Genomic DNA, 24,811 nt, shown 5'->3' on the forward strand with positions numbered 1-24,811 from the left:
TCGTTCCGATCACTGCGTTGTCGGCTTAACGACACGGCCGCCCATTGAGACAACCAATGACTTCCCAGAACCATCTCATTAGACTCATCTGCTGAGAAGCAAAGGCGCCTCCAACCGATCCACCAAGCCAACCAGAAGAGGCACACGATGACTGAGACACCCGTCGAGTCCCGCGAAGAGAAGTCGCGGGCAAGGAAGGCCGTAGTCGCGGCCGGTCTGGGCAATGCGCTCGAGTGGTATGACATCATCCTGTTCGGGTTCATGGCCACATCCATCACCGCGGTCTTCTACCCCGGCGAGGGCCTGTCCGCGCAGCTGATGACCTGGGCGACGTTCGCGATCACCTTCGTCGTCCGACCCCTCGGCGCTGTGCTCATCGGCCGCTATGCCGACAAGCACGGTCGCAAGTCCGCGCTGTCGCTGACGATCGGGCTGATGACGCTCGGTGTGTTCATCATCGTCGTCCTGCCCGGCGAGGCCACCATCGGCATTTGGGCGTCGATCGGCCTCATCATCGCTCGCATCATCCAGGGCATCTCCGCTGGCGGCGAATTCGGTTCGGCCACCGCCTTCCTCACCGAGAACGCCAAACGCGGCAAGGCCTACTACGCCTCCTTCCAGACCGCGACGCAGGGCATCTCGATGTTCCTCGCCGCCGGAGTCTCCTGGATCTTCAGCTCGACCCTGAGCGAAGAGGCTCTGCACTCCTGGGGCTGGCGCGTGGCCTTCGCCATCGGTCTGCTCATCGGGCCCGTCGGCTGGTACATCCGCTCGAAGATGGACGACACCCCTGAGTTCAAGGCCGCCGAGAAGACCGACAACCCGCTGCGCGTCCTCCTCGGTGAGCACTTCGGCCGCCTCTTCGCCGCGTTCCTCATCATCGCGATGGCCACGATCTCGGTCTACCTCATCACGTACCTGCCGCAGTTCGCCGTCACTAACCTTGGCCTCGACGCCTGGGCGGCGTTCCCGGGCGCCGTCGTCGCCGGCCTCATCACTCTCATCGGCGCCCCGTTCGCCGGCCGCCTGGCCGACCGAGTGGGCCCGACGACCGTGATGATCCCAACGGCGATCGTCGGCATCATCGCTGGCTGGCCGATGTTCATCCTTCTGGAAGCTAACCCTACGATTCCCGTCCTCACCCTGTGCGAGGCGATCGTCGGCCTGTTCATGGTCTTCTACTTCGGCCCGATGCCGGCCCTGCTCTCCGAGCTGTTCCCCGTCAAGGTCCGCAGCTCCGGCATGACCATCGCCTACAGCTTCGGTGTCGCGATCTTCGGCGGCTTCGCCCCGCTCATCCTCACCGCACTGCTCGGCGCGACGGGTCTGCTGACCGTGCCCGGCTTCTACTACGCGGGACTGTCCCTGCTCTCCCTCATCGGCGTCATCGTCGCACGGAAGGTGTACAAGCAGCGCTGACCGCCCAGTTCGCCCTCGCCGAGGCGGCCCACCGTCCCCGCGGACCCGCCCCCGCCGTCGTGGTGCCCTTGCACCCGCGGGTTCGAAGTGTGGGCGCACACCCTTTGGGGTATGCGCCCACACTTCGAACCCGCGGATGCTGATGTACCGGCGTCACAGGGTGCAGATTTGTGAGTGAGCCGATCCGTACGGCGCACACCCGCGGATGCGCCCGTCATGCAACGGACCCGACCCTGCCGAGGTGCAGAGTCGGGTCCGTTGCCGTATCGCGTGACCTGAGGAACCTCAGCTGCCGACCGGCACCTCTTCCGCGGCCTCCTCAGCCTTGCGGGTCTTCGCCGCGATCCGTTCGAGGCGGGCGACGTGGGTGAGCAGCGCGACCCAGATGACCGCGAGGACGCCGACAGCGAGCCACACAGTCGACGCTTCCACCCCGAAGGCGAGCAGAATGGTGCGGACGTTCGTGAGGATGATGATTCCGCCCGCGGCGACGGCCAGCACCTTTGCGGGCAGCAGCTTCACCAGCCATGCGGCGAACGGCGCGGCGATGACACCGCCGACGAGCAGTGCGCCCACGATCTTCCAGTCGATGCCCTGCGACCCGAGCGCGATGAGGAAGCCCAGCGAACCGCCGACGGCCACGACGAACTCACTCGTATCGATCGACCCGACAACCTTCCGCGGCTCCAAACGTCCTGAGGAGAGCAGCGTCGTCGTCCCGACCGGCCCCCAGCCGCCTCCGCCGACCGCATCGAGCGTTCCGCCGACGAGCCCGATCGGGACGAGCATCTTCGCGCTCGGCCGTGACTTGAATGTCGGACGCGCACCGCCGAGTGCGAGGAACCGCCAGACCACATAGACGCCGAGCGCCAACAGGATCCCCGAGATCCACGGGGTCGCCGCATCCCCGTCCAGGCTCGCAAGGAACGTCGACCCTGCGATCGCCCCGACGAACCCCGGACCGGCCAGAATCGCCACAGTCCGCCAGTCGACATTGCCGAACTTGTGGTGCGAGATCCCCGACACCAATGTCGTCCCCAACTCGGAGAAATGCACCGCCGCCGAGGCGGCCGCAGGTGCCGTACCCGCCGCCAGCAGCAGCGTGGTTGAGGTGACCCCGTAGGCCATGCCCAGGGATCCGTCGATGAGCTGAGCGATGAGTCCGACGATCCCGAGGACGATGAGCTGACGCATGAGTGCGGCCTTTCGTAGTCGATGCGAAGAGGTTTCGAACGCAAACACTACCCAATGTGTTGAGCAGAACAATGCGAATGCGGGGTTCGCGGCGAACTCGTACGGTTTAAGTCGAAAGATGACGCCAGCCCAGTGTTGACGCAGATGACATCAGTGTTTGGCGCACTGTGGCCGATCGGCTACGCTGACCGCATGACAGCTGCCGCTGCGACAATCGCAGACTCTGCCCGCTCATTCGTTGAGCAATTCATCGACAGGGAGGTGAGATGACGGCGTTGCCCTCTCTTGGCCTCATCTCCCACGGCACCTCATCGCCCGAGGGGCAGGCGCTCATCGAAGCCCTCGCGGCCGCGGTCGCCGATGACCTGCGCACTCGCGGGCTCGTCGGTGAGGTGATGCTCGGTCATGTCGACGTACAGCAGCCCGATGTCGCCGAGGTGCTCGATCGGCTGCCGCATGATCGTCCCGTCGTACTCGTGCCGCTTCTGCTCTCGCCGGGGTATCACGTCCACGTCGACCTCGCCGAGGCGGTCGCCCAGGCCGGCGGTCCCGCCGCCCCGAATGCGCCGAGTGCAGGCGACACTGCCACCGCGAGTGCTGCGAGTGCAGGAGGCTCAGTGGCGCCGAGCGCGCCGAGTGCGGTCGCCCAGGCCGCCCGTACGGACGGAGCAGATGCGCCCGCCCGCGACATCCGCCTCGCCCCGACCTTGGGCCCGGATCCACGGCTGGCGACGATCCTCGCCGACCGTCTCCCGCCGCTGCGCGACGGCGACGAGGTGGTGCTTGCCGCAGCAGGCTCCAGCGACGAACGTGCCAACGAGTCCTGTCGCGAGATGGGCCAGATGTTGTCCCACGAAATCGGCCGTCCCGTCGCAGTCGGATTCCATGCCGGCGGGGGAGTGAAACTCAAAGGCATTGTTGAGCAGAAATTCAGCCAAGACGAAGAGCGTGGAGAATGGCTCGTTCTGGCGAATTATCTGCTCGCCCCCGGCTTCTTCGATGACCTCGGAAGAGGACTCATCGCAGACACCGGCAGCGTCCTTGCTCCGCCGCTGCTGACCCGGCAGTCCGAGGAGCAGCCCCCGGTGAGCTCCTCCTCCGCGCAGCCCGATCCTGGCTCAGCAATTTCAGAGTCGGACATCATCCCAGGTGGCAGTGTTCCGAACCTGCTCGTCGACATCGTCCGCGACCGCTTCCTCGCGGTTCTCTGAGGCAGACCCGACGCAGACGCCCATACGGCCGCCCGCCTGACCGCCGACCTGACAGCACGCCCTCCCATCGATCCCGAGCCCCGCACCCACGAAACGCGGCAAGCCCGACTCAAGCCCCGCCTCGGCGAATTCCCAGCAGAATATAGGGTTCTGTGACGGGATATGTCGCCGTGTGAAACTATTCGTCGAACCAAAGTTGTTGAGCAATCGAAGTTCTTGTAGCGTGACTCACCACTGGTTCCCATCAGCGTTTGGAGACATCCATGTCCACTCAGGTGGAAGAGCACTCGAACACCCCGAGCGGATCGGCCGCAGGCACCCCGGCCGCGACCGGATCGAACCCGGCCGGATCGACCCCGAGCACCTTGGCCCGTGCGAAGAAGCCCGCCCGGCCGAAGAAGTCCAACGGGCAGTGGAAGGTCGACGGTCAAGAGCCGCTGAACAAGAACGAGATCGACAAGGCCGAAGACAACGGCCTCAACGTCCGTGAACGCATCGAGACCGTCTACGCCAAGGGCGGATTCTCCTCGATCGACTCCGATGACCTGCACGGTCGCTTCCGCTGGTGGGGCCTGTACACGCAGCGCAAACCCGGCATCGACGGCGGCCGCACCGCGAAACTCGAACCGCACGAGCTCGAGGACGAATACTTCATGATGCGCATCCGCACCGACGGCGGACAGCTCAGCCTGGCACAGCTGCGCACCATCGCGGACATCTCGAACGACTTCGCTCGCGGCTCCGCCGATCTCACCGACCGGCAGAACATCCAGCTCCACTGGGTCGAGATCGAAAACGTCCCGGAGATCTGGCGCCGCCTCGAAGCCGTCGACATGCAGACCACCGAGGCCTGCGGCGACGTCCCCCGCGGCTTCCTCGGATCCCCCGTGGCCGGCATCGCCGCCGATGAGCTCATCGACCCGACACCGACGATCAAAGAGATCACCAGCCGCTACATCGGTGACCCGAGCCTGTCCAACCTGCCGCGGAAATACAAGACCGCGATCACTGGACACCCCAGCCAGGACGTGCTCCACGAGATCAACGACTGCTCGCTCGTCGCCGTCGAGCACCCCGAACACGGCATCGGCTACGACCTCTGGGTCGGCGGCGCCCTGTCCGTCGTCCCCCGCTTCGCCGAACGTCTCGGCGCCTGGGTCGCCCCCGACCAGGCCGTCGACGTCTGGCTCGGCGTCACCGAGATCTTCCGCGACTACGGCTACCGGCGACTGCGGAACAAGGCGCGCATGAAGTTCCTCCTCGCCGACTGGGGCCCGGAGAAGTTCCGCGAGGTCCTCGAAACCGAATACCTCGGCTACAAGCTCGCCGACGGTCCGGCCCCGAAGAAGCCCGAGGTCGCCGGCGACCACGTCGGCGTCCACCGGCAGAAGGACGGCCGCTTCTACATCGGCACGAGCCTCATCGCCGGCCGCGCCTCCGGCACACTGCTCCACCAGATCGCCGACATCGCTGAGAAGTTCGGCACCGACCGGATCCGCCTCACCCCGCACCAGAAGATCCTCCTGCTCGACATCGCCGAGACCGAGGTCGATGACGTCGTCGCCGAGCTCGACACAATCGGACTCTCGAGCCGCAAGGACCTCTTCCGCCGCTCCGTGATGGCGTGCACCGGCATCGAATTCTGCAAACTCGCCATCGTCGAGACCAAGCAGACAGCCATCGACGCCGTCACCCGCCTCGAGGAGCGCCTCGCCGACATCGACGAGCTGCCCCACCCGATCAGCCTCCACATCAACGGCTGCCCGAACTCCTGCGCCCGCATCCAGACCGCCGACATCGGCCTCAAGGGCCAGATCGTGACCACCGACGACGGCGAGCAGGTCGCCGGATTCCAGGTCCACGTCGGCGGCGGCCTCGCCTCGAAGGACCGCGATGAGGCCGGCCTCGGCCGTACCGTCCGCGGGCTCAAGGTCACCGTCGACGGCCTCAACGACTACGTCGAGAAGCTCGTCCGCCGGTTCCTCGCCGGACGAGAAGAGACCGAGACGTTCTCCGAATGGTCCCACCGCGTCGATGAGGAGGAGCTGGTATGACGCGCCCCATCGAGGAACTGAAATCCCTCGCCGAGGCGGGGGCCCGTGACCTCGCCGGTGACCCCGAGAACGGGGTTGACGAGGCCAACCCCGCCGACGTCATCCGCTGGGTCTCCCAGCACTTCGACACCGCCGCGTGCGCCGTGGCGTGTTCGATGGCCGATGCGGCCCTGCCGCACTACGTCGCCCAGTACCTGCCCGGCGTGGACGTGCTCTTCCTCGACACCGGCTACCACTTCGCGGAGACCTACACGACCCGCGACGAGGTGGCTCGGAAGGTCGATGTCAACATCGTCGACGTCCTCCCGGAGCAGACCGTGGCCCAGCAGGACGCCGAATTCGGCAAGGACCTCTTCGCCCGCGACCCCGGCCTGTGCTGCGCCCGCCGCAAGGTCGCACCTCTAAGTAAGTCGCTGAAGGGCTACGAACTCTGGTTTACCGGGGTCCGCCGCGATGAGGCCCCGACCCGGACGAACACCCCGCTGATCACCTTCGATGAGAAGAACGGCCTGGTCAAGGTCAACCCGTTGGCGGCCTGGTCCTTCGATGACCTCACCGACTATGCGCGCGCCTTCGACGTGCCGGTCAATCCTCTGCTGTCGCAGGGCTACCCGTCGATCGGCTGCCAGCCCTGCACCCGCCCCGTCGCCGAAGGCGAAGACCCCCGTGCCGGCCGCTGGTCCGGCTCGAACAAGACAGAATGCGGACTCCACACATGAGCATCGACACCCTCTCCACCACCTCGACCGCCACAGGGGCACCCACGGGAACCCTGTCCACCCTCGACATCCTCGAATCCGAGGCGATCCACATCATCCGTGAGGTCGCCGCCGAGTTCGACAACCCCGTGCTGCTGTTCTCCGGCGGCAAGGACTCCGTGACCGTCCTTCACCTCGCGGCGAAGGCGTTCTGGCCGGCGAAGATCCCGTTCGGGCTCCTCCACGTCGACACCGGCCACAACTTCCCCGAGATCATCCGCTTCCGTGACGAGACCGCAGAGCGCTTCGGCCTCGACCTGAAAGTCGCGAAGGTCCAGGACTACATCGACGACGGCCGACTGCGCGAACGTCCCGACGGGACACGCAACACCCTGCAGACCCAGCCGCTGCTCGACGCGATCGCCGACGGCGGTTTCGACGCGGTGTTCGGTGGGGCCCGCCGGGATGAGGACAAGGCACGGGCGAAGGAGCGGATCCTGTCGCTGCGCGACGAATTCGGCGGCTGGAATCCCAGCAGCCAGCGCCCCGAGCTGTGGAACATCTACAACGGTCGCCACCTGCCCGGCGAACACGTGCGCGTGTTCCCGATCTCGAACTTCACCGAACTCGACGTGTGGAGCTACATCGCCCGCGAGGGCATCGCCCTGCCCGAGCTCTACTTCGCCCACGAACGCGAGGTCTTCAACCGCGACGACATGTGGTGGGCGACCGGCGAATTCTCCACCCCGCAGGGCGGCGAAACCGTCACCCGCAAGACGGTCCGCTACCGCACCGTCGGGGACATGAGCTGCACCGGAGCCGTGGAATCGAGTGCCGATGACCTCGAATCCATCCTCGCCGAGGTGGCCGCCACCACTGTGACCGAGCGCGGTGCCACCCGCGCCGACGACCGGATCTCGGCCGCGGCCATGGAAGACCGGAAGAAAGACGGGTACTTCTGATGACGACATCCCAGACCACGACCACACCGGCGCAGACCACCGCACCGGAGGCGGCAACAAGCCCTGCGACGACAGCCGCGACGAACCCTGCGACGAAGACGCTGCTGCGCTTCGCCACCGCCGGGTCCGTCGACGACGGCAAGTCCACGCTCGTCGGTCGGCTCCTCCATGATGCGAAGGCGATCCTCGCCGACCAGCTCGCCGCCGTCACTGCCACCAGCCGGGAACGCGGATTCCTCGGCGGAGAGTTCGACTTCGCGCTGCTCACCGACGGTCTGCGGGCCGAACGCGAACAGGGCATCACCATCGACGTCGCCTACCGGTACTTCGCCACGGACAAGCGCTCGTTCATCCTCGCCGACTGCCCCGGACACGTGCAGTACACCCGGAACATGGTCACCGGCGCCTCCACCGCCGACGCCGTCGTCGTCCTCATCGACGCCCGCACCGGCGCAACCGAACAGACCCGCCGGCACCTGACCGTCGTCTCCCGGCTGAACATCCGCCACGTCATCATCGCGATCAACAAGATCGACCTGCTCGACTTCGACCAGCAGGCGATCGAGACGGTCGAGAATGATGTGAAGGACCTCGCCGCCGAGATCGGCCTCGACGCCCCGCACCTCATCCCGATCTCCGCCCTGGCCGGAGACAACATCGCCACCACCTCGGACAACACCCCCTGGTATCAGGGTCCGGCACTGCTCGATCTGCTCGAGACCCTGCCGAGCAGCGATGCTGACACCGCGGACCTTGAGGCCTTCCGCCTCGACGTGCAGACGGTGCTGCGCCCCCAAGGGGGACTGGCACCGGGACTCGACCCTGATTACTACCGCGACTACCGGGCGGTGGCCGGACAGATCACGTCAGGACAGGTCCGCCTCGGCGATGAGATCGAGATCCACCCGGCCGGGGTGACGTCCACGGTCATCGGCATCGACACTGCCGACGGTCCCCTGGAGACCGCGAGCGCACCACTGTCGGTGGCGCTGCGCCTGGCCGACGACGTCGACACGGCGCGCGGCAGCGTCATCGCCGCAGCAGGATCCCTGCCCGAACCGCGCCGCGAGCTGGCCTCCGAGGTGTTCCCCTTCACCGCCGACGGTCTGCGCACGGGACAGCGGGTGCTCGTGAAGACGGGCACGACGACCGTGAAGGCCATCGTCACCGTCACCGCCCGCCGCAACCTCGAGACCTCGCAGATCGAACCCGCCGAGGCGCTCGCCGGCAACGACATCGGCCTGGCCGAGGTGAAGCTCTCGGCAGCCCTGCCGGTCCCTGACTTCCGCGCGCACGGTTCGGCCGGAGCGTTCGTCATCATCGACGCACAGTCCGGAAACACCCTGGCCGCGGGAATCCACACCCCCGAAGCAGCCGCCGCAGACGGCCAGCCCCGCGCCCAGGAGCCGTCCGCATGACGCACTTCCCACCGCAGGCCCGGGGCAGCGTGCTGCTCATCGGGGCCGGACCCGGAGACCTCGGACTGCTCACCGTCGCCGGTCTGCGCGCCCTGGAGAGGGCCGAGGTCATCGTGGCCGACCGCCTCGGCGCGCGTTCCGTCATCGACCAGCTCGAAGCCGAACGCGGTGCACCCCTGGATGCCGAGATCATCGATGTCGGCAAACAGTCGGGTCATCATCCGGTGCCGCAGAACAGGATCAATGAGATCCTCGTCGAACAGGCGAAGCGGGGTCTGCGCGTCGTCCGCCTCAAGGGCGGGGACCCCTTCGTCTTCGGACGTGGGGGAGAGGAGCTCGCCCACTGCCGGGACGCGGGCATCGACGTGCGCGTCGTCCCCGGTGTGACGAGCGCGAACTCCGTTCCCGCGCTCGCCGGGATCCCGCTCACCCACCGCGGTGTCGCCACCTCATACACGGTCGCAACCGGACACGACCAGCTCTCAGAGATCGGCGGAGGACGCGACCACACCGTCGTCGTACTCATGGGCGTGGGCACCCTCATCCACTCGGCCGGGGTGCTCGCCGCAGGTGAGCGCGGAACCGACTGCCCCGTGGCGATCATCGAGGACGGATTCGGTGACCGGCAGCGGGTGACGATCGGGACGCTCGGCACGATCGCCTTCCATGCCGCCCGCCGAGGCGTGCGCTCGCCGGCGATCATCGTCGCAGGCGATGTCGTGACCTTGAGCCCCTACGCCGACGGTGCGTTCACCTCGGCGATCGAACCCGCCGCGCAGACGGCCGAACTGCTGAGGAACCCATGACCTACATCATCGCGCAGCCCTGCGTGGACGTGAAGGACCGCGCCTGCATCGAAGAATGCCCGGTCGACTGCATCTACGAAGGCACCCGCTCCCTCTACATCCACCCCGACGAATGCGTCGACTGCGGAGCCTGCGAACCCGTCTGCCCCGTCGAGGCGATCTTCTACGAAGACGATGTCCCCGATGAGTGGGAGGCCTACTACAAGGCGAACGTCGACTTCTTCGACGACATCGGCTCCCCGGGCGGGGCCGCCGCCCACGGAGTCATCGACAGAGACCACCCATTCATCGCGGGCCTGCCCCCGCAGAACACCGACGACTGAACGAGGACACCTATGACCACCACACCGTTTCGCGTCGCCATCATCGGCGCCGGACCTGCCGGCATCTACGCCGCGGACCTGCTGACGAAGGCCGAACACGATCTTGAACTGAGCATCGACCTGTTTGACCGTCTGCCCTCACCCTTCGGGCTCGTCCGCTACGGGGTCGCCCCCGACCACCCGCGGATCAAGGGCATCATCAATGCGCTCATCAAGGTCCTCGACTGCGGGGACATCCGACTGTTCTCCAACGTCGAATACGGGGCCGACATCAACCTCGGCGAGCTCACCGACCGCTACGATGCGGTGATCTTCTCCACCGGCTGCTTCGTCGATGCGCAGTTGGACCTGCCGGGTATCGACCTGCCCGGCTCCTACGGGGCCGCGGACTTCGTCAACTGGTACGACGCCCACCCCGATGTTCCGCAGACGTGGCCGCTGGAGGCGGAGAAGGTTGCGGTGCTCGGCAACGGCAACGTCGCCCTCGACGTGGCCCGAGTGCTCGCGAAGCAGGCCGATGACCTGCACACCACGGAGATCCCCGACCACGTCTACGAGGGCCTGAAGTCCTCGAAGGTCACCGACGTGCACGTGTTCGGCCGCAGGGGTCCCGCGCAGGCGAAGTTCACTCCGCTGGAGCTGCGCGAACTCGGACAGGTCAAAGACGTCGACATCATCGTCTACCCCGAGGACTACGAGTTCGATCAGGGGTCGCTCGACGCGATCGAGTCGTCCAACCAGGTCAAGCAGGTGACGAAGACGCTCACGGACTTCGCGATGCGCGAGGAGACCGGGGCCAAGCGCCGGCTGCACCTGCACTTCCTCCATGCACCGGTGGCGATCCTCGGCGAGGATCGGGTGACCGGGCTGCGCACGGAACGTCAGGAACTCGACGGGTCCGGCGGGGTCACGGGGACGGGGCAGTTCCACGACTGGGACATCGACGCCGTCTACCGGGCGGTCGGGTATGCGGGCACGCAGCTGCCGCAGCTGCCCTTCGACGAGGCCAAGCGGGTCATCCCCAATCATGAGGGCCGTGTCGTCGACACGGACGATCAGTCACAGGCCGCCGAGGCGGACGTCATCCCCGGCGTGTACACGACCGGGTGGATCAAGCGCGGCCCCGTCGGGCTCATCGGGCACACGAAGGGTGATGCCCTGGAGACGATCGGGCACATCCTCGACGATCAGGCCGCTGGTGCGCTCACCGAGCCCCTGTATGCAGGGGAGGAGTCGATCGTCGAGCTGCTCGAGTCCAAGGGCGTCGACTTCGCGGACTGGGAGGGCTACCACCGTCTCGAGGCCGCGGAGAAGGCCCTCGGTGAGGCCGAGGGACGCGAGCGGGTGAAGATCGCGACGCGTGAGGCCATGCTCGCCGAGGCGCGCGCCCACCTCACCGCGGACGCGAACGCGGGCTGAGGGCCACGAAATTGGCGGGCGGGCCGATCGGATTTCCACACGTGGATAGGCTCCGATCGGACCGCCTTCTAGCACTCTCCGTCATTGAGCTTTAGAGCAACGTGTATCGGGTATCTTTTCTGCCCTGGCCGCCGTCCATGAAGACTCGACCATGGGCCTCGAGGTTCTTCAGGGCGTACCTCACCTGATTGTGGTTTAGGCCGACAGCCTCCGCGATCTGCGGAATAGTTGCGTTGCCTCGCTCAATTGCTGCCAACACCTGGGGGGCATTCTTCGACAGTTTTCGCTCCTTGGCCGATGAGTCTGCGATAGGCGGTTTCACCGACGGGACTTCGGAGACATTGGGCGACGGACTGCTTCTGGGGACTCTTTTCTGCGGTAACTTCGAGCCTTCAGGCGCGCTCTCGTCGGCGAAGTCGGGGGAGTTGCTCTGTTCGAAGCTGGTTTCGACAAGCCCCCAACGGACGAGGTCGCTGAGCTGTTCTTCTGCTTCAACTGAGGACAGAGGTGAGAACTCTTGGCGCAGGGTGTTGATGTCCCAATATTCTCCGTCGCGAGCTTTCAGCAACACTTGTTTCTGCAGGTGTGTGAGCTCATGTCCACTCGAGTTTCTTGCCAGCCAGGCAGAGTCCTCGGGCGAAAATGCTGAGCCACGCCAAAGGTTCGCCGTGAATTGGACTCCGGTGTCGACTAGCTGAGGGCGATGCAGATCGGATTCCACAGTCGCACGCAGAATTTCCTTGACGCCGCCGCCTTCGCCCTCGATGACGTTTTCTCCGTCACTGGTACGAAGATACTTCGCAATGCCATAGAGTCGTTGGTTGACCGCTGCCTGTGCAGGTGAATTGCTCGTGATCTGAGACAGAGTCAGTCCTCGCAAACCGCCTGGATTTGTGATGGTCAGAACTCGGTTATTGATTCTCACTTGGACCGACTTGCCGAGACCGAGGGTATCTGGACTCAGATCGCGGTGAACAAGCGCATTGGCGAGGGCTTCTCTGACGGCCCTGGGGGGAATTTCCAGAGTGTTACGGAGATGGCCGTTCGGTTGATACTGCTGGCGCGTGGTCAGGTTTGCTGTCACCCAGTCCATGAGGCCGTCCAGCAGTACCGGCAAAGGGCCATCGAAATGCCTGAGGTTTTGAGTTCGGGCGCTTCCGCCATCTCGGGGGAGTTGAACAGCTGCCGTCACTTGGAGCGCAGGCAAGAGTCCTTGCGGAAAGTTTCCCAGAGCATAGATGCCTGCCACGGTGAGGGATTCGTCTGGTGTGATGACTCCAAGCTGGCGCAGCACGGCTTTATCGTCTTGGTCACGCAACCTCGATGATTGCGATCGGATCTGCCTGAGAAATGCCGAGACCAATTCCTGATCTAAGTCTTGGAGCGTAGTGCCCTGCACTTGTTGTGTGTCGCCGTTGATTCTTTCAGTCGCGTTGAGTTTAGCGACTTCCAGCATGTGCAGATCGGACGAACTCATGACATAGTCCCCGTCCGCCTGTCGTAAGTAGGCCTTTCCTCTATAGCGCGACGGCTTTTCGCGTGGAGGGAGTCCCTCGACTCGAGCAAGAACTACTGAGAGTCCTTCATAGTCGATCGTCGTTGTCTCGATGTAAGGAGGCGGTTCCACCGAGTTTCGAGCTACAGAGACTACGCCAGCTTCAAGGCCAGCAGGATCGGATACACCATTGATGGAAAACCCCTCGGCTTCATTGACTCCCAAGACGATCAGTCCGCCGTCGGGCATATTCGCAAATGCACTGATCGTCGTTCCGATGCTTTGAGGCAGACCTCCAGCTGCACGTTTGACTTCGACATCAGTCGTGTCGCCTCGATGCTTCCGCATGTCAGCCAGGACGGCATCGAGATTGTCTGCAGTCAATTCCATGTTTCAAACTTATACTTGTAATTGTAAGTTTGCAAGTATAAGTATAAGTCTCAACTTTGTTGATGTACTGCCTGAATTAATCGTCTGGTCGGCGGTGTGCGCCATTCGTCTAGTGTCACGGGCTCGAGTACAAGAATTTTTGACTATCGTTTCAAATATGCAAAGTTACAATCGCCGAGCCGCCCAAAAGGCAAGTTCTCTCCCGGCTCAGCTTGCGGGGCTGAGAGGTAGGGGAAGGGGCGCAACCCGCGAGGCCATGCTCGCCGAGGCGCGCCCACCTCACCGCCGCAAACCTCACATAGTGACCCGAAACGTTCCACCATCCGACCCCGAACACGCAAAAGCCATGTTCGGGGTCGTCTGCGTCCATGACCTGGCCCTATAACTCGGCTATGTAATTGACATCACGCATCGACAGGAGAAAACTGGCCGCCGAGAATCGTGAAATGCTGCCGTCTACCCTGGGAGGCAAAGGTGCCCTCGCAATCCCCACAGTCATCGGGCTCGCCCACGAGCGTGACCGTCGTCCATGACAAAGGCCTCAAACGCGATATCGGCAAGACCGGGCTGCTCTTCACCGGAGTCGGTTCGATCATCGGCTCCGGCTGGCTCTTCGGAGCCTTCGACGCCGCGAGCATGGCAGGCCCGGCCGCGATCCTGTCCTGGGCCCTCGGCGCGATCCTCATCATCTTCGTGGCCCTGAACTACTCCGAGCTCGGCGTCATGTTCCCCGTCGCCGGCGGTGTCGTGCGCTACCCGCATTATGCGTTCGGTTCGTTCGCGAGCTACACCAGCGGGTGGATCACGTGGCTGTCGGCAGCAGGAACCGTCGGCATCGAGGTCCTCGCCGCCGTCCAGTACGCGTCGAGCTACATGCCGTGGCTGATGGAATCGAAGGAAGGCGTCCTGGTCCTCACGGTTCCGGGCATCTTCGTGAGCATCGCGATGGTCGCAGTCTTCTGCGTCATCAACATGTTCGGTGTGAAGTTCTTCGCCCAGTTCAACAACGTGCTCGTGTGGTGGAAGCTGCTCGTCATCGTCCTCGTGTTCGTCGGCCTCGCCATGCTGGCGTTCAACCCGGGACACTTCCACATGGCCGAGTTCGGCGGCTTCGCCCCCAACGGCATCGCACCGATCTTCGCCTCTCTGCCGGCGGCGGGCATCGTGTTCTCCTACCTCGGCTTCCGCCAGGGCGTGGAGTTCGCCGGCGAGACGAAGAACCCGCAGAAGAACGTGCCCTTCGCCGTCATCGGTTCGATCGTGCTCACCGGCATCATCTACATCCTCCTCCAGGTCGCGTTCATCGGGGCCATCCCCACCGACCTGCTCAAGGACGGCTGGGGCGGACTGTCGTTCTCGAACTCGGCGGGACCGTGGGCGGAGATCGCGATCATGCTCGGCGCGATGTGGCTGGCGATCATCCTCTACATCGACGCCGTCGTCTCTCCCGCCGACACCGGTCTGATCTTCACCGCGCTCACCCCGCGCCTGTCGTACTCGCAGGCTCGCGTGGGCAATGCCCCGAGTGCGATGACGAAGCTGAACAAGAAGGGCATCCCGTGGTTCGGGCTGCTCATCACGTTCATCGTCGCCTGCTTCCTGTTCTTCCCGTTTCCTTCGTGGGCGAAGATGGTCGGGTTCATCACCTCGGGCACAGTCATCTCCTTCGGCTCCGGCCCGGTCACGGTGGCGGCGCTGCGCCGTCAGCTGCCCGATCAGGAGCGTCCGTTCCGTCTGCCCGGCGGAGACATCCTGCCGTTCCTCGGGTTCCTCGCCGCGAACCTCATCGTCTTCTGGACCGGGTGGGACACGAACTGGAAGCTGTTCCTCGCGATGGCGCTGGGCTACGTGGTCCTGGGACTGCACTACGTCTTCAGCGACCGCAGCAAGATCCCGCCGCTGCAGTTCAAGTCCGGCTGGTGGATGGTCCTGTGGCTCGGCGGTCTGGCCGTGCTCAGCCTGCTGAGCAACTATGGCGAAGGTGCGATGGGCGTGCTCACGTTCGGATGGGGCGAGCTGATCTGCGCCATCTTCACCGCCATCGTCTTCTGCGTCGGCATCAAGACCCGCCTGAAGTCGCATGAAGTGGTCGCCAACGTCGAGAACACCAAGGAGACCAGCGCCGAACACATCGACGGAGAGTGATCCCGTCGACCCAGTCGATGTGAAGGACTGAAACCCTCGCCGAGGCGGCCCGACCCCGTACATCCACGACAGTGGAGTACGGGGTCGGGTTCGTTGTGTCGGATAACGAGCAGCTAAGGCACGGATCAAAAGAAAAACCCCGGCTGCATGCCGACTCAGGTTCGACAGAGGCGTATGCCGGGGACTTCCCCTCCAGGATAGATCAAGCGATGCTGGACCGTGATCTGCATTCACTCATTGAGGCAACATCGCAAGTGCCAGGACTGATCGCAGCCCGCCCTAGCCGGTGACCCTGCGGGCGCACAGTGTGGCGCTGCAGAGTCTGTTCATACCGCATTGCGTTTGAGAACACGCCCCATGGGGATCACCGTCGTCGAGGCGACCTCGAGGTCGGCCAAGGTCTCATCGACGAATGCCAGAAGAGTCTGATTGTCCATGACATGGACATGGGCGACGAGGTCGCTCGAACCGCTCGTCGCTGCCGTGAAGCGCACGCGGGAATCGGCGCGCAGCCTCTGACCGGCCGCACGAATCCGACCGGGTGGCAGGCTCATCCACACCATGGCGTCGCCGGTCCCACCGAGCGCTTCCGGATGGACGTCGGCTTCGAAGTAGAGCACACCGGAATCGATGAGATGCTGCCGGCGCCGGGACACGGTGCTCGCGTTCACCTGAAGTGACCTCGCCAGGTCTCGCAGAGACGCACGCCCGTCGGCGGCCAGGTGCGCGATCAGTGCCTCATCGAGGTGATCGATCGACCCGGGCGGGTGTGTGCTGAGGCTGCTGCCGACTCCCCAGACGTGGAGCAGCTCATGAACGTCGAGGCTGCGCAGAGCCTCCGACGGCAGCAGGGTGAGGATCGGGTCGTGGGCGGGGGAGTCGGTGACGAGGCCGCACATCAGCTCTGTCCCGTCCTTTGAAATCCGCACCCACCGACTGTTGTCATAGGCGGCGACGGAGGACGCCAGATGGGCGACGTGATCGGGCCTCGAGCCTGCCCGGACGAGGTAGGCGTGGCGGCCCCCGAAGCCGGGCAGGGTGCGCCCGGTGATGCGGACGAGTCCCTGACGGTGCAGGCGTTTGTACCTGGCGGCGATGGTCGCCGTGCTCGCGCCGAGGCGGTCCGCGAGCTGCGAGAAGGGGACGAGCGGCTGAGCGATGAGGGCGAGGAGGATCCGTCGATCCAGCTCGTCGACGATGATCGGCTGAGACTCCACGATCCCTCTCCTCACCGTCTACCTGTTGCAGGGAGCAACACAGAACCTCAACATATCATCGCTGACGGCGCCCAATTCTGAAAACTGTTGCACGAGGAACACGATCGCATGCTTTCCCTGGTCTCATGATCGAGAAGCGAGATTCCGCCTCCGCGCTCACCGGCGCCCGCCGGTGGTCGAGGCGGACCACATCATGGGAAGGGCATATGAGAACATTATCCACGACCTCCGCGACCGACGCGGTCAGAGCCAAGAAGTCATCGAGTTCGGGCACCGGGCTCATCGTCGTGGCAGGGTTCTCCTGCCTCGTCGTCGCACTCCAACAGACCCTCGTGGTCCCGGCGGTGCCCGTCCTTCCTGACCTCCTCAGCGTCTCACCCGTGGCTGTGTCCTGGCTCGTCACCGCGACCCTGCTCACCGGTGCTGTGGCCACACCGATCATCGCGCGACTGTCCGATATGTTCGGTCGCAAGCGGATGCTCATCCTGTCGATGGTCTTCGTCCTCATCGGGTCGGTCATCGCCCCGCTCGGCGGACTCGGCACCCTCATCACCGGGCGTGCCCTGCAGGGGCTGGGAACGGCGCTCGTGCCCGTGGCGATGGCGCAGATGCGTGACAGTCTGCCAGCACACAGGGTCTCGTCGTCCCTGGCGATCCTCTCGGCGACGCTGGGTGTAGGCGGAGGAATCGGCATCCCGCTGGGCGGTCTCATCCTCGATGTCTTCGACTGGCAGTCGCTGTTCTGGACCTCGGCCGCGCTGTCGGCGGCATCGATCGTGCTCATCGTCCTCGTCATGCCGGCAGCGACCGCACGAACGCAGGGACGGTTCGACCTCCTCGGCGCAGGACTGCTCACGGTCGGCCTCTCGGCTCTGCTCGTGGGCATCTCCCAGGGCAACATCTGGGGATGGGCCAGCGCACCGACTCTGGTCTCCTTCGCCGTGGCGCTCGTCGTCCTCCTCGCCTGGGGCAGACAGCAGCTGGCCAGCGGCAACCCGATCGTCGACCTACGCGCCACCGCTTCAGCTCCTCTGCTGTTCACGAACCTCGCCTCGTTGATCCTCGGCATGCTCATGTTCGCCAACCTGCTGCTGACCACGGAACAGCTCCAGTCACCGACGGCGGCCGGCGGCTTCGGCTGGTCTGCGGCGGCTGCGGGCCTTGCCATGCTGCCGAACGCGGCGGCGATGTTCGGAGTGGCGCCGCTGACCGCGTGGATCGCCGAGCACTGGGGACCGCGGCTCGTCCTCGCGCTGGGCGGCATCGTCACGGCCATCGGGTATCTCCTGCGCCTGGTCGGCTCACCGAGCGGTGCCATGGTCATCGTCTGGGCCACCGTGATCGGGATCGGCGTGGGCATCGGGTATGCCGCGCTGCCGATGCTCATCGTCCGCTGCGCACCGGGGCCGCAGATCGGGGAGGCCAATGGCGTCAATGCTCTGGTTCGCGCGATCGGCACGTCGATCGCCAGCGCGGGCGTTGCCGCCATCGGTTCGATCATGGCAGTGTCGGTGGAAGGAGTTCCTGTGCCGTCGGTCGCAGCCTTCGCGACGATCAGCGTGGTCGCAGGAGTCGGCGGTCTTGCGACGGTCGTCTGCGCGGGCCTGGCCCGCGGTGAGGTGCGTGTGCAGAAATGAAGGATGAGGAAATGGGTCGAGTCATCGATACACACGCGCACGTCTACCCCACGAAGCATCTCGATGCGATCGAATCATTGGGCGTTGACCCGGCGAGCACGAAGATCGCTCGCGGCATGCACGCGGATTCCGACGCCCACGACATGGCTGAACGACTGGAATGGATGGACCGGGCCGGGGTCGATGCTCAGGTTCTCTCCGTCATGCCGCGGGGAGCGTTCGGCCCCGATGCCGGCCCTGTCGCCGCGGCCGCCGCGTCGGTCAACGACACGTACGCGCGGCTGCTGGAGGACTATCCCGGACGCTTCTTCGCCTACGCCCACCTGCCTCTGCCGCACGTGGATGAGTCCATCGCCGAGGCGCGTAGGATCCTCTCGGCTCCAGGCTTCCTCGGGGTCTCTGTTCCCACGGTCTTCCCGGACGGGACTCCTCTGTCGGATCCGGGTCTCGATGAGATCTGGGCCGAACTCGATCGGCAGGCAACGGTCGTCAATGTGCATCCGACCGGGCAGGGCGCGTGTTCGCCGATGCCGGTCTGGCGTGGGTGAATGGGGCGCCCGTCGAGGACGCCACGGCGGTCCTGCACCTGCTCAAGGCTGATGTGCCCAGGAGGTTCCCGCACATCCGCTTTCACATCGCTCACCTCGGCGGTGACTTGGCGGTCCTGTTCCAACGCATCGAGGACAACTTCGCGGACTGGGATGCCTTCCCGTCCTCACCGCAGACGGCTCTGCGGTCGATGTGGTTCGACGCGGCGAACTTCTATGAACCGGCACTGCGGCTGGCTCTCGAAGCCTATGGCCACGGCACGGTCATGGCAGGATCCGACCACCCCTACTTCCAGGGGAGAAGTATGTCCGTGCATTCGACTACGTCCGCACCGCGGCGATCGATCCCGACGTCGTCGAGACGATCATGGGCGGCAACGCCGCCGAACTCTACCGGTGGTGAGCACACGGATCGGGTCTTTCGTCGACCTCCGGCACACTGACCAGAGTCTCGCTGCGAGTTATGCCTGATGCTCGTTGAGCCAGACAGCGATGTCCCTGTTGCCCCATTTATCACGGACTACGCATTCTTCGACGAACTGAACGATCTCTTCGGTCGTTGGTTCGATTGAGATCCCATTCATCAAGAGAAACACCCTGCACGAGATCCAAGCGCAACGCTTGTTTCCATCGTGGAACGCATGATTGTTCGCCAAGTGCGCGAGGAGAACCGCGGCCTTCTCAAAGAGAGTCGGGTACGGTTCGAAATCACCGAATCCGGCCATGGGTGAATGAACGGCAGATGCGAGGGCGTTGTAGTCCAGAAGCGGCGCTGTAGTTTCAGCGTCGTGGATCTGGATGACTTGATCCACGCTCAAGTAATAGATCACCGGGAAGCGAGGATGTCCAGCGCTTCCCGGTCCTCAGCTCGAACACGATCGAGGAGTGCTTCAAACGCAACTTGGTCCACGACCGCAGAATGAAGCTGGGGCTTGGTTGGTCCCTTGCCCTTGAGCGCCTGCATCGTGTACTCCTTTTTCATATCCGTAAGAGAAATTGCTCTCCTGGCTTCGTGCCCGCCATCTGCTGCGTAGTATACGTTGCGCCACGGACGTTCACTGTGGGTCATGTCCCTCAGCTGCCCTGCAGTCATTTGACCGTAGTGAACGATGACTGCATCCACCACCGACTTCAAATCGTCTCCGATCAGGTCCCGCCGAGGTCGGGCCTGATTCTGGAAAGCTTGGTACGCGTCCAGAGTCGCCGGACCATACTGCCAGGCGATCACTGGATCGGAGAATGCTTGTCTGCCTGTCCATACAAGTGACCAGGCTTGGGTGTAATAGAGAAGCTTCATCGCCTGGGTACTGGTGACGTGAGGCATCTCGGACTTGATGTACTGAAGTACTTGGACTGATGTTGTCATCGCGTTCACCCACCTTCAGCGATCGACTACTTGAGTACGCCCACTATACGCGGCCAACCATAAAGCCAAATGTCAGCCAACCCGGCCCGTGGTTCCGACCGCCGCCAGAAGAAACTCACCTTGACCCAGCCCCACCCTCAGCAAACCGCGCGAAGTACTCAAGCGCCTCGAACGAATCCACAGCATCCGCATTGGCCACGCGATCCAGCGCATGCCCCTGGATGAGCCGCTTGACCGGGACTTCGAGCTTCTTGCCCGTGCGAGTGTGCGGAATCGCGGGCACGGCGATGATGTCATCGGGCACATGCCGCGGCGACGCCTTCGACCGCAGATCCCCAGCAATCCGCGACCGCAAAGCAGAATCCAACGAAACCCCCGACGCCAACACAACGAACAGCGGCATCCAGTACCCGCCATCCGGTTGCTCGGCACCGATGACCAGGGACTCGGCCACCTCGGGGATGCCGTCGACGACGTCGTAGATGTCGGCGCTTCCCAGGCGCACACCCTGCCGGTTGAGGGTGGCGTCCGAGCGGCCGGAGATGATGACGCTGCCGTGGTCGGTGATGGTGATCCAGTCACCGTGGCGCCACACTCCGGGGAACATCGAGAAGTAGGTGTCGCGGTAGCGCTGCCCGTCGGGATCGTTCCAGAACTTCACCGGCATCGACGGCATCGGTGCGGTGATGACCATCTCCCCGACCTCATCGACCAACGGCTGACCAGAGTCATCCCACGACTCCAGGGCCACGCCGAGGATAGGTCGCGACAGTTCTCCGGCCCACACCGGGCAGTTCGGGGCGGAGCCGGCGAAACCGCTGACAACGTCTGTGCCGCCGGACGTCGAGGCCAGCTGCACGCGCTCGCCGACGGCGTCACGCACCCACGGGAAGCAGTGAGCAGGCACCGGGGCACCGGTAGCCCCGATCGTGCGCAGCGCGGAGAGATCGTGCTCCCGCCCGGGTTCGAGTCCGGCCTTCATCCCGGCCAGGAAGATCCCGGGACTGACCCCGAGCACGTTGGCCTTGGTATCCGCGGCGATCTCCCACAGCCGGCCGGGCCCCGGATAGAGGGGACTGCCGTCGAAGCACACCGTGGTCGCGCCGGCCACCAGCGCCGAGGCGACGAGATTCCACATCATCCAGTTCGTATTCGTGTACCAGAAGAACCGATCACCCGGACGCAGATCGAGGTGGAGACCCAGCAGACGCAGGTGATCGATGACGACTCCGCCGTGGCTGTGCACGATCCCCTTGGGAATCCCCGTCGTGCCCGAGGAGTACAGCACCCACAGCGGGGTATCGAAATCGACGCGCGCGAACTCAGGTACCGCATCCCCAGAGGTGACATCGGCCCAGGTGACAAGGTTCGTGATCTGATCCTGATCATCGATGAATTCCTCGCCGAGGTTGCCCACCCCGACCACGGCCCGCAGACTCGGCATCCGGTGGGCCAAATCCGCGACCTGGTCGCGGCGGTCGAAGGACGTGCCGTTCCACAGGTAGCCGTCAGCGGCGAAGAGCACCTTCGGCTCGAGCTGGCCGAGCTTCGTCGCGGCACCTTCGGCGGCGTAGTCCTGGGCACAGGCGGACCAGATGGCACCGAGCGAGGCGGAGGCGAGGAAGGCGATGAGAGTGTGGTGGGTATTCGGCAGGTAGCCGACGACGCGGTCGCCCTGTTCGACTCCTTGGCCGCGCAGCCAGGCGGCGAGGGATCCGACTTGGCGGCGCAGCTCGCGCCAGGTGATCTCGGTGCGGTGCCCGTCTTCGGTGATGGTGATGATCGCTGGTTCGTCGGCGAGCTTGTCATCGAGGCCGGCCCGCAGGGCGTGTTCGGCGTAGTTGAGGCGGGTGCCGGGGAACCAGGTGGCGCCGGGCATGGACCGATCAGCAAGCACTTCGGTATAGGGCTCGTCGGCGATGACGTCGAAGAAGTCCCAGACCGCACCCCAGAACCCGTCGAGGTCGTTCACCGACCACTGCCACAGTTCATCAAAGCCGGCCATGGTCTGGCCGGTGCGTTGGTTGGCGAATTCGGTGAAGTCAGCGATCTGCGGACGCGGGGTCTGGTCAGGGTCGGGAAGCCAGATCGGTTCAGCGGTCAAGGATTCTCCTCAGCACAGCAGTGAGCGGCAATGAAAGTGGTCTCCACCAGCACGAATGAGATGCACTCAGTCTGCAGTGGAGACGTTGAGTCCACCATACGCTTGACTGCCCTGCTGAACGGATGCAATTGCTTTTCCGGCGCAGTGCCTGCCGTGTGCACCAGACCTCTGTCGCCGATCCTATTGTGTTTCGTAACTTTCGTAACTAAAATAGGAGCATCTGGTGGAGGGAAAGAACGGTCATGATCGAAGCGGATGCCATTTCAGTGCCAGCTGAAGACAGTGCCGAATCCGACAAGTTGGCTGCCGTTGTTGATTTCATTGCGCATAAGCAGCGGCGCACAGACGGTTCTTCGGCTCGCTATTACTTGTCCGGAGCTGACGGGGCTGACCGGGTGGAGCTGACAGAGGAGCTGTTCGACGTGCTGAAGCGGGCTGCAGAAGGGCTTCGTAAAGGGCAATCGGTCAGCCTGCTCCGCCGTGATCAGGAGATCACTACTCAGCAGGCAGCTGATCTGCTTGGGCTCAGTCGTCCTACTATCGTCAAACTCATCGATACAGGCGACCTCGAAGCCAACGTTCCTGGTTCGGTTCGACGCAAATTGCGGTTGGCTGATGTTGTGGCTTACCGGGACAAGCTTCATATCGAGCGATCGGATTTCATCGCTGAGAGCTCCTACGAGTATCAAGACGTCGACGTAGAGGAGAGTGCGGAAGCCCTGTCCGAGCTTCGAGAAGAACGCAGGAATCATCTGAGCTGAGAGGACGCTCGCGTGTACAAAGCTGTCTTAGACACTTGTGTACTCGTCCCGGGTATGCAGAGGGACTTCCTCCTGCAGCTTGCGGCAGAAAGCGCCTATGCACCCCATTGGAGCTCCGGTGTCCTCAACGAGTTGATCGATGTACTCAACCGAATCGACGTGAAGAAAAACCGTTCTACGAATGGGGAAAGGCGCGCGGTCCTTTTACGCCGGATGAGTGCGGCGTTCCCGGGAGCTGAGATCCAAGCTCCGCGTGATCGGGAGTACGGGTACGGACTGCGGGACCCTGATGACGAACATGTCTTGCACGCAGCGCTCATGAGCGGAGCGGATGCGATAGTCACTGATGACCAGCGAGCTGGTTTGCTCGATTCGGACATCGTTCGTGAGGCTTCAATCGAAATCCTCACCGGAGACGAGTTCATCACAAACACTGCGTATGCGCATCGCGACAAAGCGGTGATGGCCGTGCTCACTCTGTACCGCCGGCGACGCAACCCTCCTATGGAGAGTCCAGCCGCGATTCTTGCCCATCTCTGCCGATCTGCCGAAATGAAAGAGCTCTACGCCCTGCTGATTGACGACCTGACAGAGTAGCCCCACAGGACTCACTTTGACGCTGCGTCGCAGAACGCAACTGCGCCGCTGAGAAATCTCAGCGGCGCAGTCGGTAAGAAGGTGTGTGCAGCTTCAGCCCCACACGTCACGCGTGTCGTGGACGATCTTCTGCGTGAGCAACGTCCGGTCGATGCGGGTGAACTCAATGTGGCCGACGAGCAGCAGTCCGATATCGGTAGCACGAATCGCCTCGTTCGCCGCAATGAGAGTGACATCGGCTCACAGCCCCCAGCGTCGCGCCGCTTCCAGGGCCTCGTCCAGAGTCGCAGCGCCGAGCTTCTGGTAAAGGCTCCTCACCTGCGACCGCACAGTGTTCTCCGATCGGAACTGCTTCTCGGCGATCTGTCGACGGGTCAGCCCTTCGCGAAGGCCATCGAGCACTTCGTTCTCACGTGGGGTGAGAGTCGGACGAATTCTCTCGTCAGTACGAACCTCCGGGATAGACATGATCCGCGCGCGTGCCGATTCAGGCAGACGCCGCAAGTGGGAGTCCGTCAGAACCGCATGACGCCGCAGCAGAACCAAATCGCTCAGCTCCCCATGCCCGGACACAACGTCATCGATGATCTGGTCAACCATGTGCTCGGGGTCCTGGCCGTTCGTGATGATGTCCAGCTGCGTTGCGAGGTTCAGCCACCGAGCGCCCGTCACATCAGCCCGGGCGCGAGTGACAAGAAGAGAAGCACGTTCCAGATCACCGGTTGCCACGGCGTAACAGGCGTCGAGGAGCAGAAGCTCCGGAGCCTGAGGCGGTGCGGCCGCATTTTCGGACGAGGGTGATCCGGACGGATTCGCTGCGTGGGCCGCACGATCAGCAATCGCAAAGAGGCTCTGCGCCAGCGGTGTCTTCGACGGGTGAGGGCGCTGGAAGCGCATGCTGCTCGTGACGTCGAGGGCCTTTCTGGGCCGACCTGCAAGGAGGTGAGTGTGTCAACCCCATTTGGCCCCACTGTGATGCTTTGATTTGGCCCCACCCCAGCATGTGTGGTCGTGCTCGCCGCGCGTTGGTAACAGTCGCGGCCCAGC

Annotated in this window: 22 protein-coding genes; 15 read left to right on the forward strand and 7 right to left on the reverse strand. The window is 64.1% G+C overall.

Going from position 1 to position 24,811, the window contains the following annotated elements; genetic code table 11:
• Positions 1 to 147 precede the first annotated feature (147 nt).
• A complete protein-coding gene (locus L1F31_RS02915; protein ID WP_265419202.1) occupies positions 148 to 1,419 on the forward strand; it encodes an MFS transporter in 1,272 nt (423 codons plus the stop codon).
• Between the two features lie 285 nt (positions 1,420 to 1,704).
• Here L1F31_RS02915 and L1F31_RS02920 read toward each other — a convergent pair whose 3' ends face one another.
• The gene (locus tag L1F31_RS02920) at positions 1,705 to 2,613 is read right to left on the reverse strand and encodes a sulfite exporter TauE/SafE family protein (protein ID WP_265419203.1); all 909 of its coding nucleotides are present in this window, start codon (positions 2,611 to 2,613) and stop codon (positions 1,705 to 1,707) included.
• A gap of 266 nt (positions 2,614 to 2,879) precedes the next feature.
• Between L1F31_RS02920 and L1F31_RS02925 the strand changes: the two genes are divergently transcribed.
• From L1F31_RS02925 to L1F31_RS02960, 8 genes are all read left to right on the forward strand, one after another.
• A complete protein-coding gene (locus tag L1F31_RS02925; RefSeq protein ID WP_265419204.1) occupies positions 2,880 to 3,824 on the forward strand; it encodes a sirohydrochlorin chelatase in 945 nt (314 codons plus the stop codon).
• A 263-nt stretch (positions 3,825 to 4,087) separates the two neighbouring features.
• On the forward strand, positions 4,088 to 5,878 hold the full coding sequence (locus L1F31_RS02930) for a nitrite/sulfite reductase (protein WP_265419205.1): 1,791 nt from the start codon (positions 4,088 to 4,090) through the stop codon (positions 5,876 to 5,878).
• The gene (locus L1F31_RS02935; RefSeq protein ID WP_265419206.1) at positions 5,875 to 6,597 is read left to right on the forward strand and encodes a phosphoadenylyl-sulfate reductase; all 723 of its coding nucleotides are present in this window, start codon (positions 5,875 to 5,877) and stop codon (positions 6,595 to 6,597) included. The genes L1F31_RS02930 and L1F31_RS02935 overlap by 4 nt, the downstream gene beginning before the upstream one ends.
• Positions 6,594 to 7,538, forward strand: a complete 945-nt coding sequence (gene cysD / locus L1F31_RS02940; RefSeq protein ID WP_265419207.1) for a sulfate adenylyltransferase subunit CysD — start codon at positions 6,594 to 6,596, stop codon at positions 7,536 to 7,538. Before L1F31_RS02935 ends, cysD begins: the two co-directional genes overlap by 4 nt.
• Positions 7,538 to 8,956, forward strand: a complete 1,419-nt coding sequence (locus L1F31_RS02945; protein ID WP_265419208.1) for a sulfate adenylyltransferase subunit 1 — start codon at positions 7,538 to 7,540, stop codon at positions 8,954 to 8,956. The genes cysD and L1F31_RS02945 overlap by 1 nt, the downstream gene beginning before the upstream one ends.
• Positions 8,953 to 9,762, forward strand: coding sequence for a uroporphyrinogen-III C-methyltransferase (cobA, locus tag L1F31_RS02950; protein ID WP_265419209.1), 810 nt, complete (start codon positions 8,953 to 8,955; stop codon positions 9,760 to 9,762). Before L1F31_RS02945 ends, cobA begins: the two co-directional genes overlap by 4 nt.
• Positions 9,759 to 10,085, forward strand: coding sequence for a ferredoxin (fdxA, locus tag L1F31_RS02955; protein ID WP_265419210.1), 327 nt, complete (start codon positions 9,759 to 9,761; stop codon positions 10,083 to 10,085). Before cobA ends, fdxA begins: the two co-directional genes overlap by 4 nt.
• Before the next feature lie 12 nt (positions 10,086 to 10,097).
• Positions 10,098 to 11,504 carry an FAD-dependent oxidoreductase gene (locus L1F31_RS02960; protein ID WP_265419211.1) on the forward strand — a complete coding sequence of 469 codons (1,407 nt, stop codon included), beginning with the start codon at positions 10,098 to 10,100 and terminating at the stop codon, positions 11,502 to 11,504.
• A gap of 91 nt (positions 11,505 to 11,595) precedes the next feature.
• Here the strand turns inward: L1F31_RS02960 and L1F31_RS02965 are convergent, their stop codons facing one another.
• The gene (locus L1F31_RS02965; protein WP_265419212.1) at positions 11,596 to 13,389 is read right to left on the reverse strand and encodes an RNA/DNA-binding domain-containing protein; all 1,794 of its coding nucleotides are present in this window, start codon (positions 13,387 to 13,389) and stop codon (positions 11,596 to 11,598) included.
• A gap of 474 nt (positions 13,390 to 13,863) precedes the next feature.
• Here L1F31_RS02965 and L1F31_RS02970 point away from each other — a divergent pair, with 474 nt between their 5' ends.
• Positions 13,864 to 15,534, forward strand: a complete 1,671-nt coding sequence (locus tag L1F31_RS02970) for an APC family permease (RefSeq protein ID WP_265419213.1) — start codon at positions 13,864 to 13,866, stop codon at positions 15,532 to 15,534.
• A 326-nt stretch (positions 15,535 to 15,860) separates the two neighbouring features.
• On the opposite strand, the gene L1F31_RS02975 is transcribed toward L1F31_RS02970, so the two are convergent.
• Positions 15,861 to 16,751, reverse strand: coding sequence for an AsnC family transcriptional regulator (locus L1F31_RS02975; protein WP_265419214.1), 891 nt, complete (start codon positions 16,749 to 16,751; stop codon positions 15,861 to 15,863).
• A gap of 206 nt (positions 16,752 to 16,957) precedes the next feature.
• Between L1F31_RS02975 and L1F31_RS02980 the strand changes: the two genes are divergently transcribed.
• Genes L1F31_RS02980 through L1F31_RS02990 form a run of 3 tightly spaced genes read left to right on the forward strand, consistent with a single transcriptional unit; the run spans position 16,958 to position 19,379 of the window.
• Positions 16,958 to 18,388 carry an MFS transporter gene (locus tag L1F31_RS02980; RefSeq protein ID WP_265419215.1) on the forward strand — a complete coding sequence of 477 codons (1,431 nt, stop codon included), beginning with the start codon at positions 16,958 to 16,960 and terminating at the stop codon, positions 18,386 to 18,388.
• Positions 18,385 to 18,936: an amidohydrolase family protein gene (locus L1F31_RS02985; RefSeq protein ID WP_265419216.1), complete on the forward strand. Its 552-nt coding sequence runs from the start codon at positions 18,385 to 18,387 to the stop codon at positions 18,934 to 18,936. Before L1F31_RS02980 ends, L1F31_RS02985 begins: the two co-directional genes overlap by 4 nt.
• Complete coding sequence (locus L1F31_RS02990; RefSeq protein WP_265419218.1) at positions 18,906 to 19,379, forward strand: amidohydrolase family protein; 474 nt, start codon at positions 18,906 to 18,908, stop codon at positions 19,377 to 19,379. Before L1F31_RS02985 ends, L1F31_RS02990 begins: the two co-directional genes overlap by 31 nt.
• An 18-nt stretch (positions 19,380 to 19,397) precedes the next feature.
• Here the strand turns inward: L1F31_RS02990 and L1F31_RS02995 are convergent, their stop codons facing one another.
• The 3 genes from L1F31_RS02995 to L1F31_RS03005 all read right to left on the reverse strand — a co-directional run bounded on the left by L1F31_RS02995 (position 19,398) and on the right by L1F31_RS03005 (position 22,406).
• Entirely contained in the window at positions 19,398 to 19,748 is a 351-nt protein-coding gene (locus tag L1F31_RS02995; RefSeq protein WP_265419219.1) for a type II toxin-antitoxin system death-on-curing family toxin, read from the reverse strand.
• Between the two features lie 14 nt (positions 19,749 to 19,762).
• Positions 19,763 to 20,302, reverse strand: a complete 540-nt coding sequence (locus L1F31_RS03000) for a Panacea domain-containing protein (protein WP_265419220.1) — start codon at positions 20,300 to 20,302, stop codon at positions 19,763 to 19,765.
• A 115-nt stretch (positions 20,303 to 20,417) separates the two neighbouring features.
• Positions 20,418 to 22,406 (reverse strand): acetoacetate--CoA ligase, encoded by a 1,989-nt coding sequence (locus L1F31_RS03005; protein WP_265419221.1) that lies wholly within the window; start codon positions 22,404 to 22,406, stop codon positions 20,418 to 20,420.
• A gap of 242 nt (positions 22,407 to 22,648) precedes the next feature.
• Between L1F31_RS03005 and L1F31_RS03010 the strand changes: the two genes are divergently transcribed.
• Together L1F31_RS03010 and L1F31_RS03015 are read left to right on the forward strand one after the other, a co-directional pair.
• Entirely contained in the window at positions 22,649 to 23,167 is a 519-nt protein-coding gene (locus L1F31_RS03010) for an excisionase family DNA-binding protein (RefSeq protein ID WP_265419222.1), read from the forward strand.
• 12 nt (positions 23,168 to 23,179) lie between these two features.
• Positions 23,180 to 23,764 carry a PIN domain-containing protein gene (locus L1F31_RS03015; RefSeq protein ID WP_265419223.1) on the forward strand — a complete coding sequence of 195 codons (585 nt, stop codon included), beginning with the start codon at positions 23,180 to 23,182 and terminating at the stop codon, positions 23,762 to 23,764.
• 240 nt (positions 23,765 to 24,004) lie between these two features.
• On the opposite strand, the gene L1F31_RS03020 is transcribed toward L1F31_RS03015, so the two are convergent.
• Positions 24,005 to 24,661, reverse strand: coding sequence for a helix-turn-helix transcriptional regulator (locus tag L1F31_RS03020; RefSeq protein ID WP_265419224.1), 657 nt, complete (start codon positions 24,659 to 24,661; stop codon positions 24,005 to 24,007).
• Positions 24,662 to 24,811: the final 150 nt, after the last annotated feature.

The organism is Brevibacterium spongiae (assembly GCF_026168515.1).
In the GTDB taxonomy this organism is placed as follows: domain Bacteria; phylum Actinomycetota; class Actinomycetes; order Actinomycetales; family Brevibacteriaceae; genus Brevibacterium; species Brevibacterium spongiae.

What these genes read in the sequence shown, in the direction of transcription:
- L1F31_RS02915 (WP_265419202.1), top strand. Translation starts at nt 148, where the DNA reads ATGACTGAGACACCCGTCGAGTCCCGCGAAGAGAAGTCGCGGGCAAGG.
- L1F31_RS02920 (WP_265419203.1), bottom strand. Translation starts at nt 2,613, where the DNA reads ATGCGTCAGCTCATCGTCCTCGGGATCGTCGGACTCATCGCTCAGCTC.
- L1F31_RS02925 (WP_265419204.1), top strand. Translation starts at nt 2,880, where the DNA reads ATGACGGCGTTGCCCTCTCTTGGCCTCATCTCCCACGGCACCTCATCG.
- L1F31_RS02930 (WP_265419205.1), top strand. Translation starts at nt 4,088, where the DNA reads ATGTCCACTCAGGTGGAAGAGCACTCGAACACCCCGAGCGGATCGGCC.
- L1F31_RS02935 (WP_265419206.1), top strand. Translation starts at nt 5,875, where the DNA reads ATGACGCGCCCCATCGAGGAACTGAAATCCCTCGCCGAGGCGGGGGCC.
- cysD (WP_265419207.1), top strand. Translation starts at nt 6,594, where the DNA reads ATGAGCATCGACACCCTCTCCACCACCTCGACCGCCACAGGGGCACCC.
- L1F31_RS02945 (WP_265419208.1), top strand. Translation starts at nt 7,538, where the DNA reads ATGACGACATCCCAGACCACGACCACACCGGCGCAGACCACCGCACCG.
- cobA (WP_265419209.1), top strand. Translation starts at nt 8,953, where the DNA reads ATGACGCACTTCCCACCGCAGGCCCGGGGCAGCGTGCTGCTCATCGGG.
- fdxA (WP_265419210.1), top strand. Translation starts at nt 9,759, where the DNA reads ATGACCTACATCATCGCGCAGCCCTGCGTGGACGTGAAGGACCGCGCC.
- L1F31_RS02960 (WP_265419211.1), top strand. Translation starts at nt 10,098, where the DNA reads ATGACCACCACACCGTTTCGCGTCGCCATCATCGGCGCCGGACCTGCC.
- L1F31_RS02965 (WP_265419212.1), bottom strand. Translation starts at nt 13,389, where the DNA reads ATGGAATTGACTGCAGACAATCTCGATGCCGTCCTGGCTGACATGCGG.
- L1F31_RS02980 (WP_265419215.1), top strand. Translation starts at nt 16,958, where the DNA reads ATGAGAACATTATCCACGACCTCCGCGACCGACGCGGTCAGAGCCAAG.
- L1F31_RS02985 (WP_265419216.1), top strand. Translation starts at nt 18,385, where the DNA reads ATGAAGGATGAGGAAATGGGTCGAGTCATCGATACACACGCGCACGTC.
- L1F31_RS03000 (WP_265419220.1), bottom strand. Translation starts at nt 20,302, where the DNA reads ATGACAACATCAGTCCAAGTACTTCAGTACATCAAGTCCGAGATGCCT.
- L1F31_RS03010 (WP_265419222.1), top strand. Translation starts at nt 22,649, where the DNA reads ATGATCGAAGCGGATGCCATTTCAGTGCCAGCTGAAGACAGTGCCGAA.
- L1F31_RS03020 (WP_265419224.1), bottom strand. Translation starts at nt 24,661, where the DNA reads ATGCGCTTCCAGCGCCCTCACCCGTCGAAGACACCGCTGGCGCAGAGC.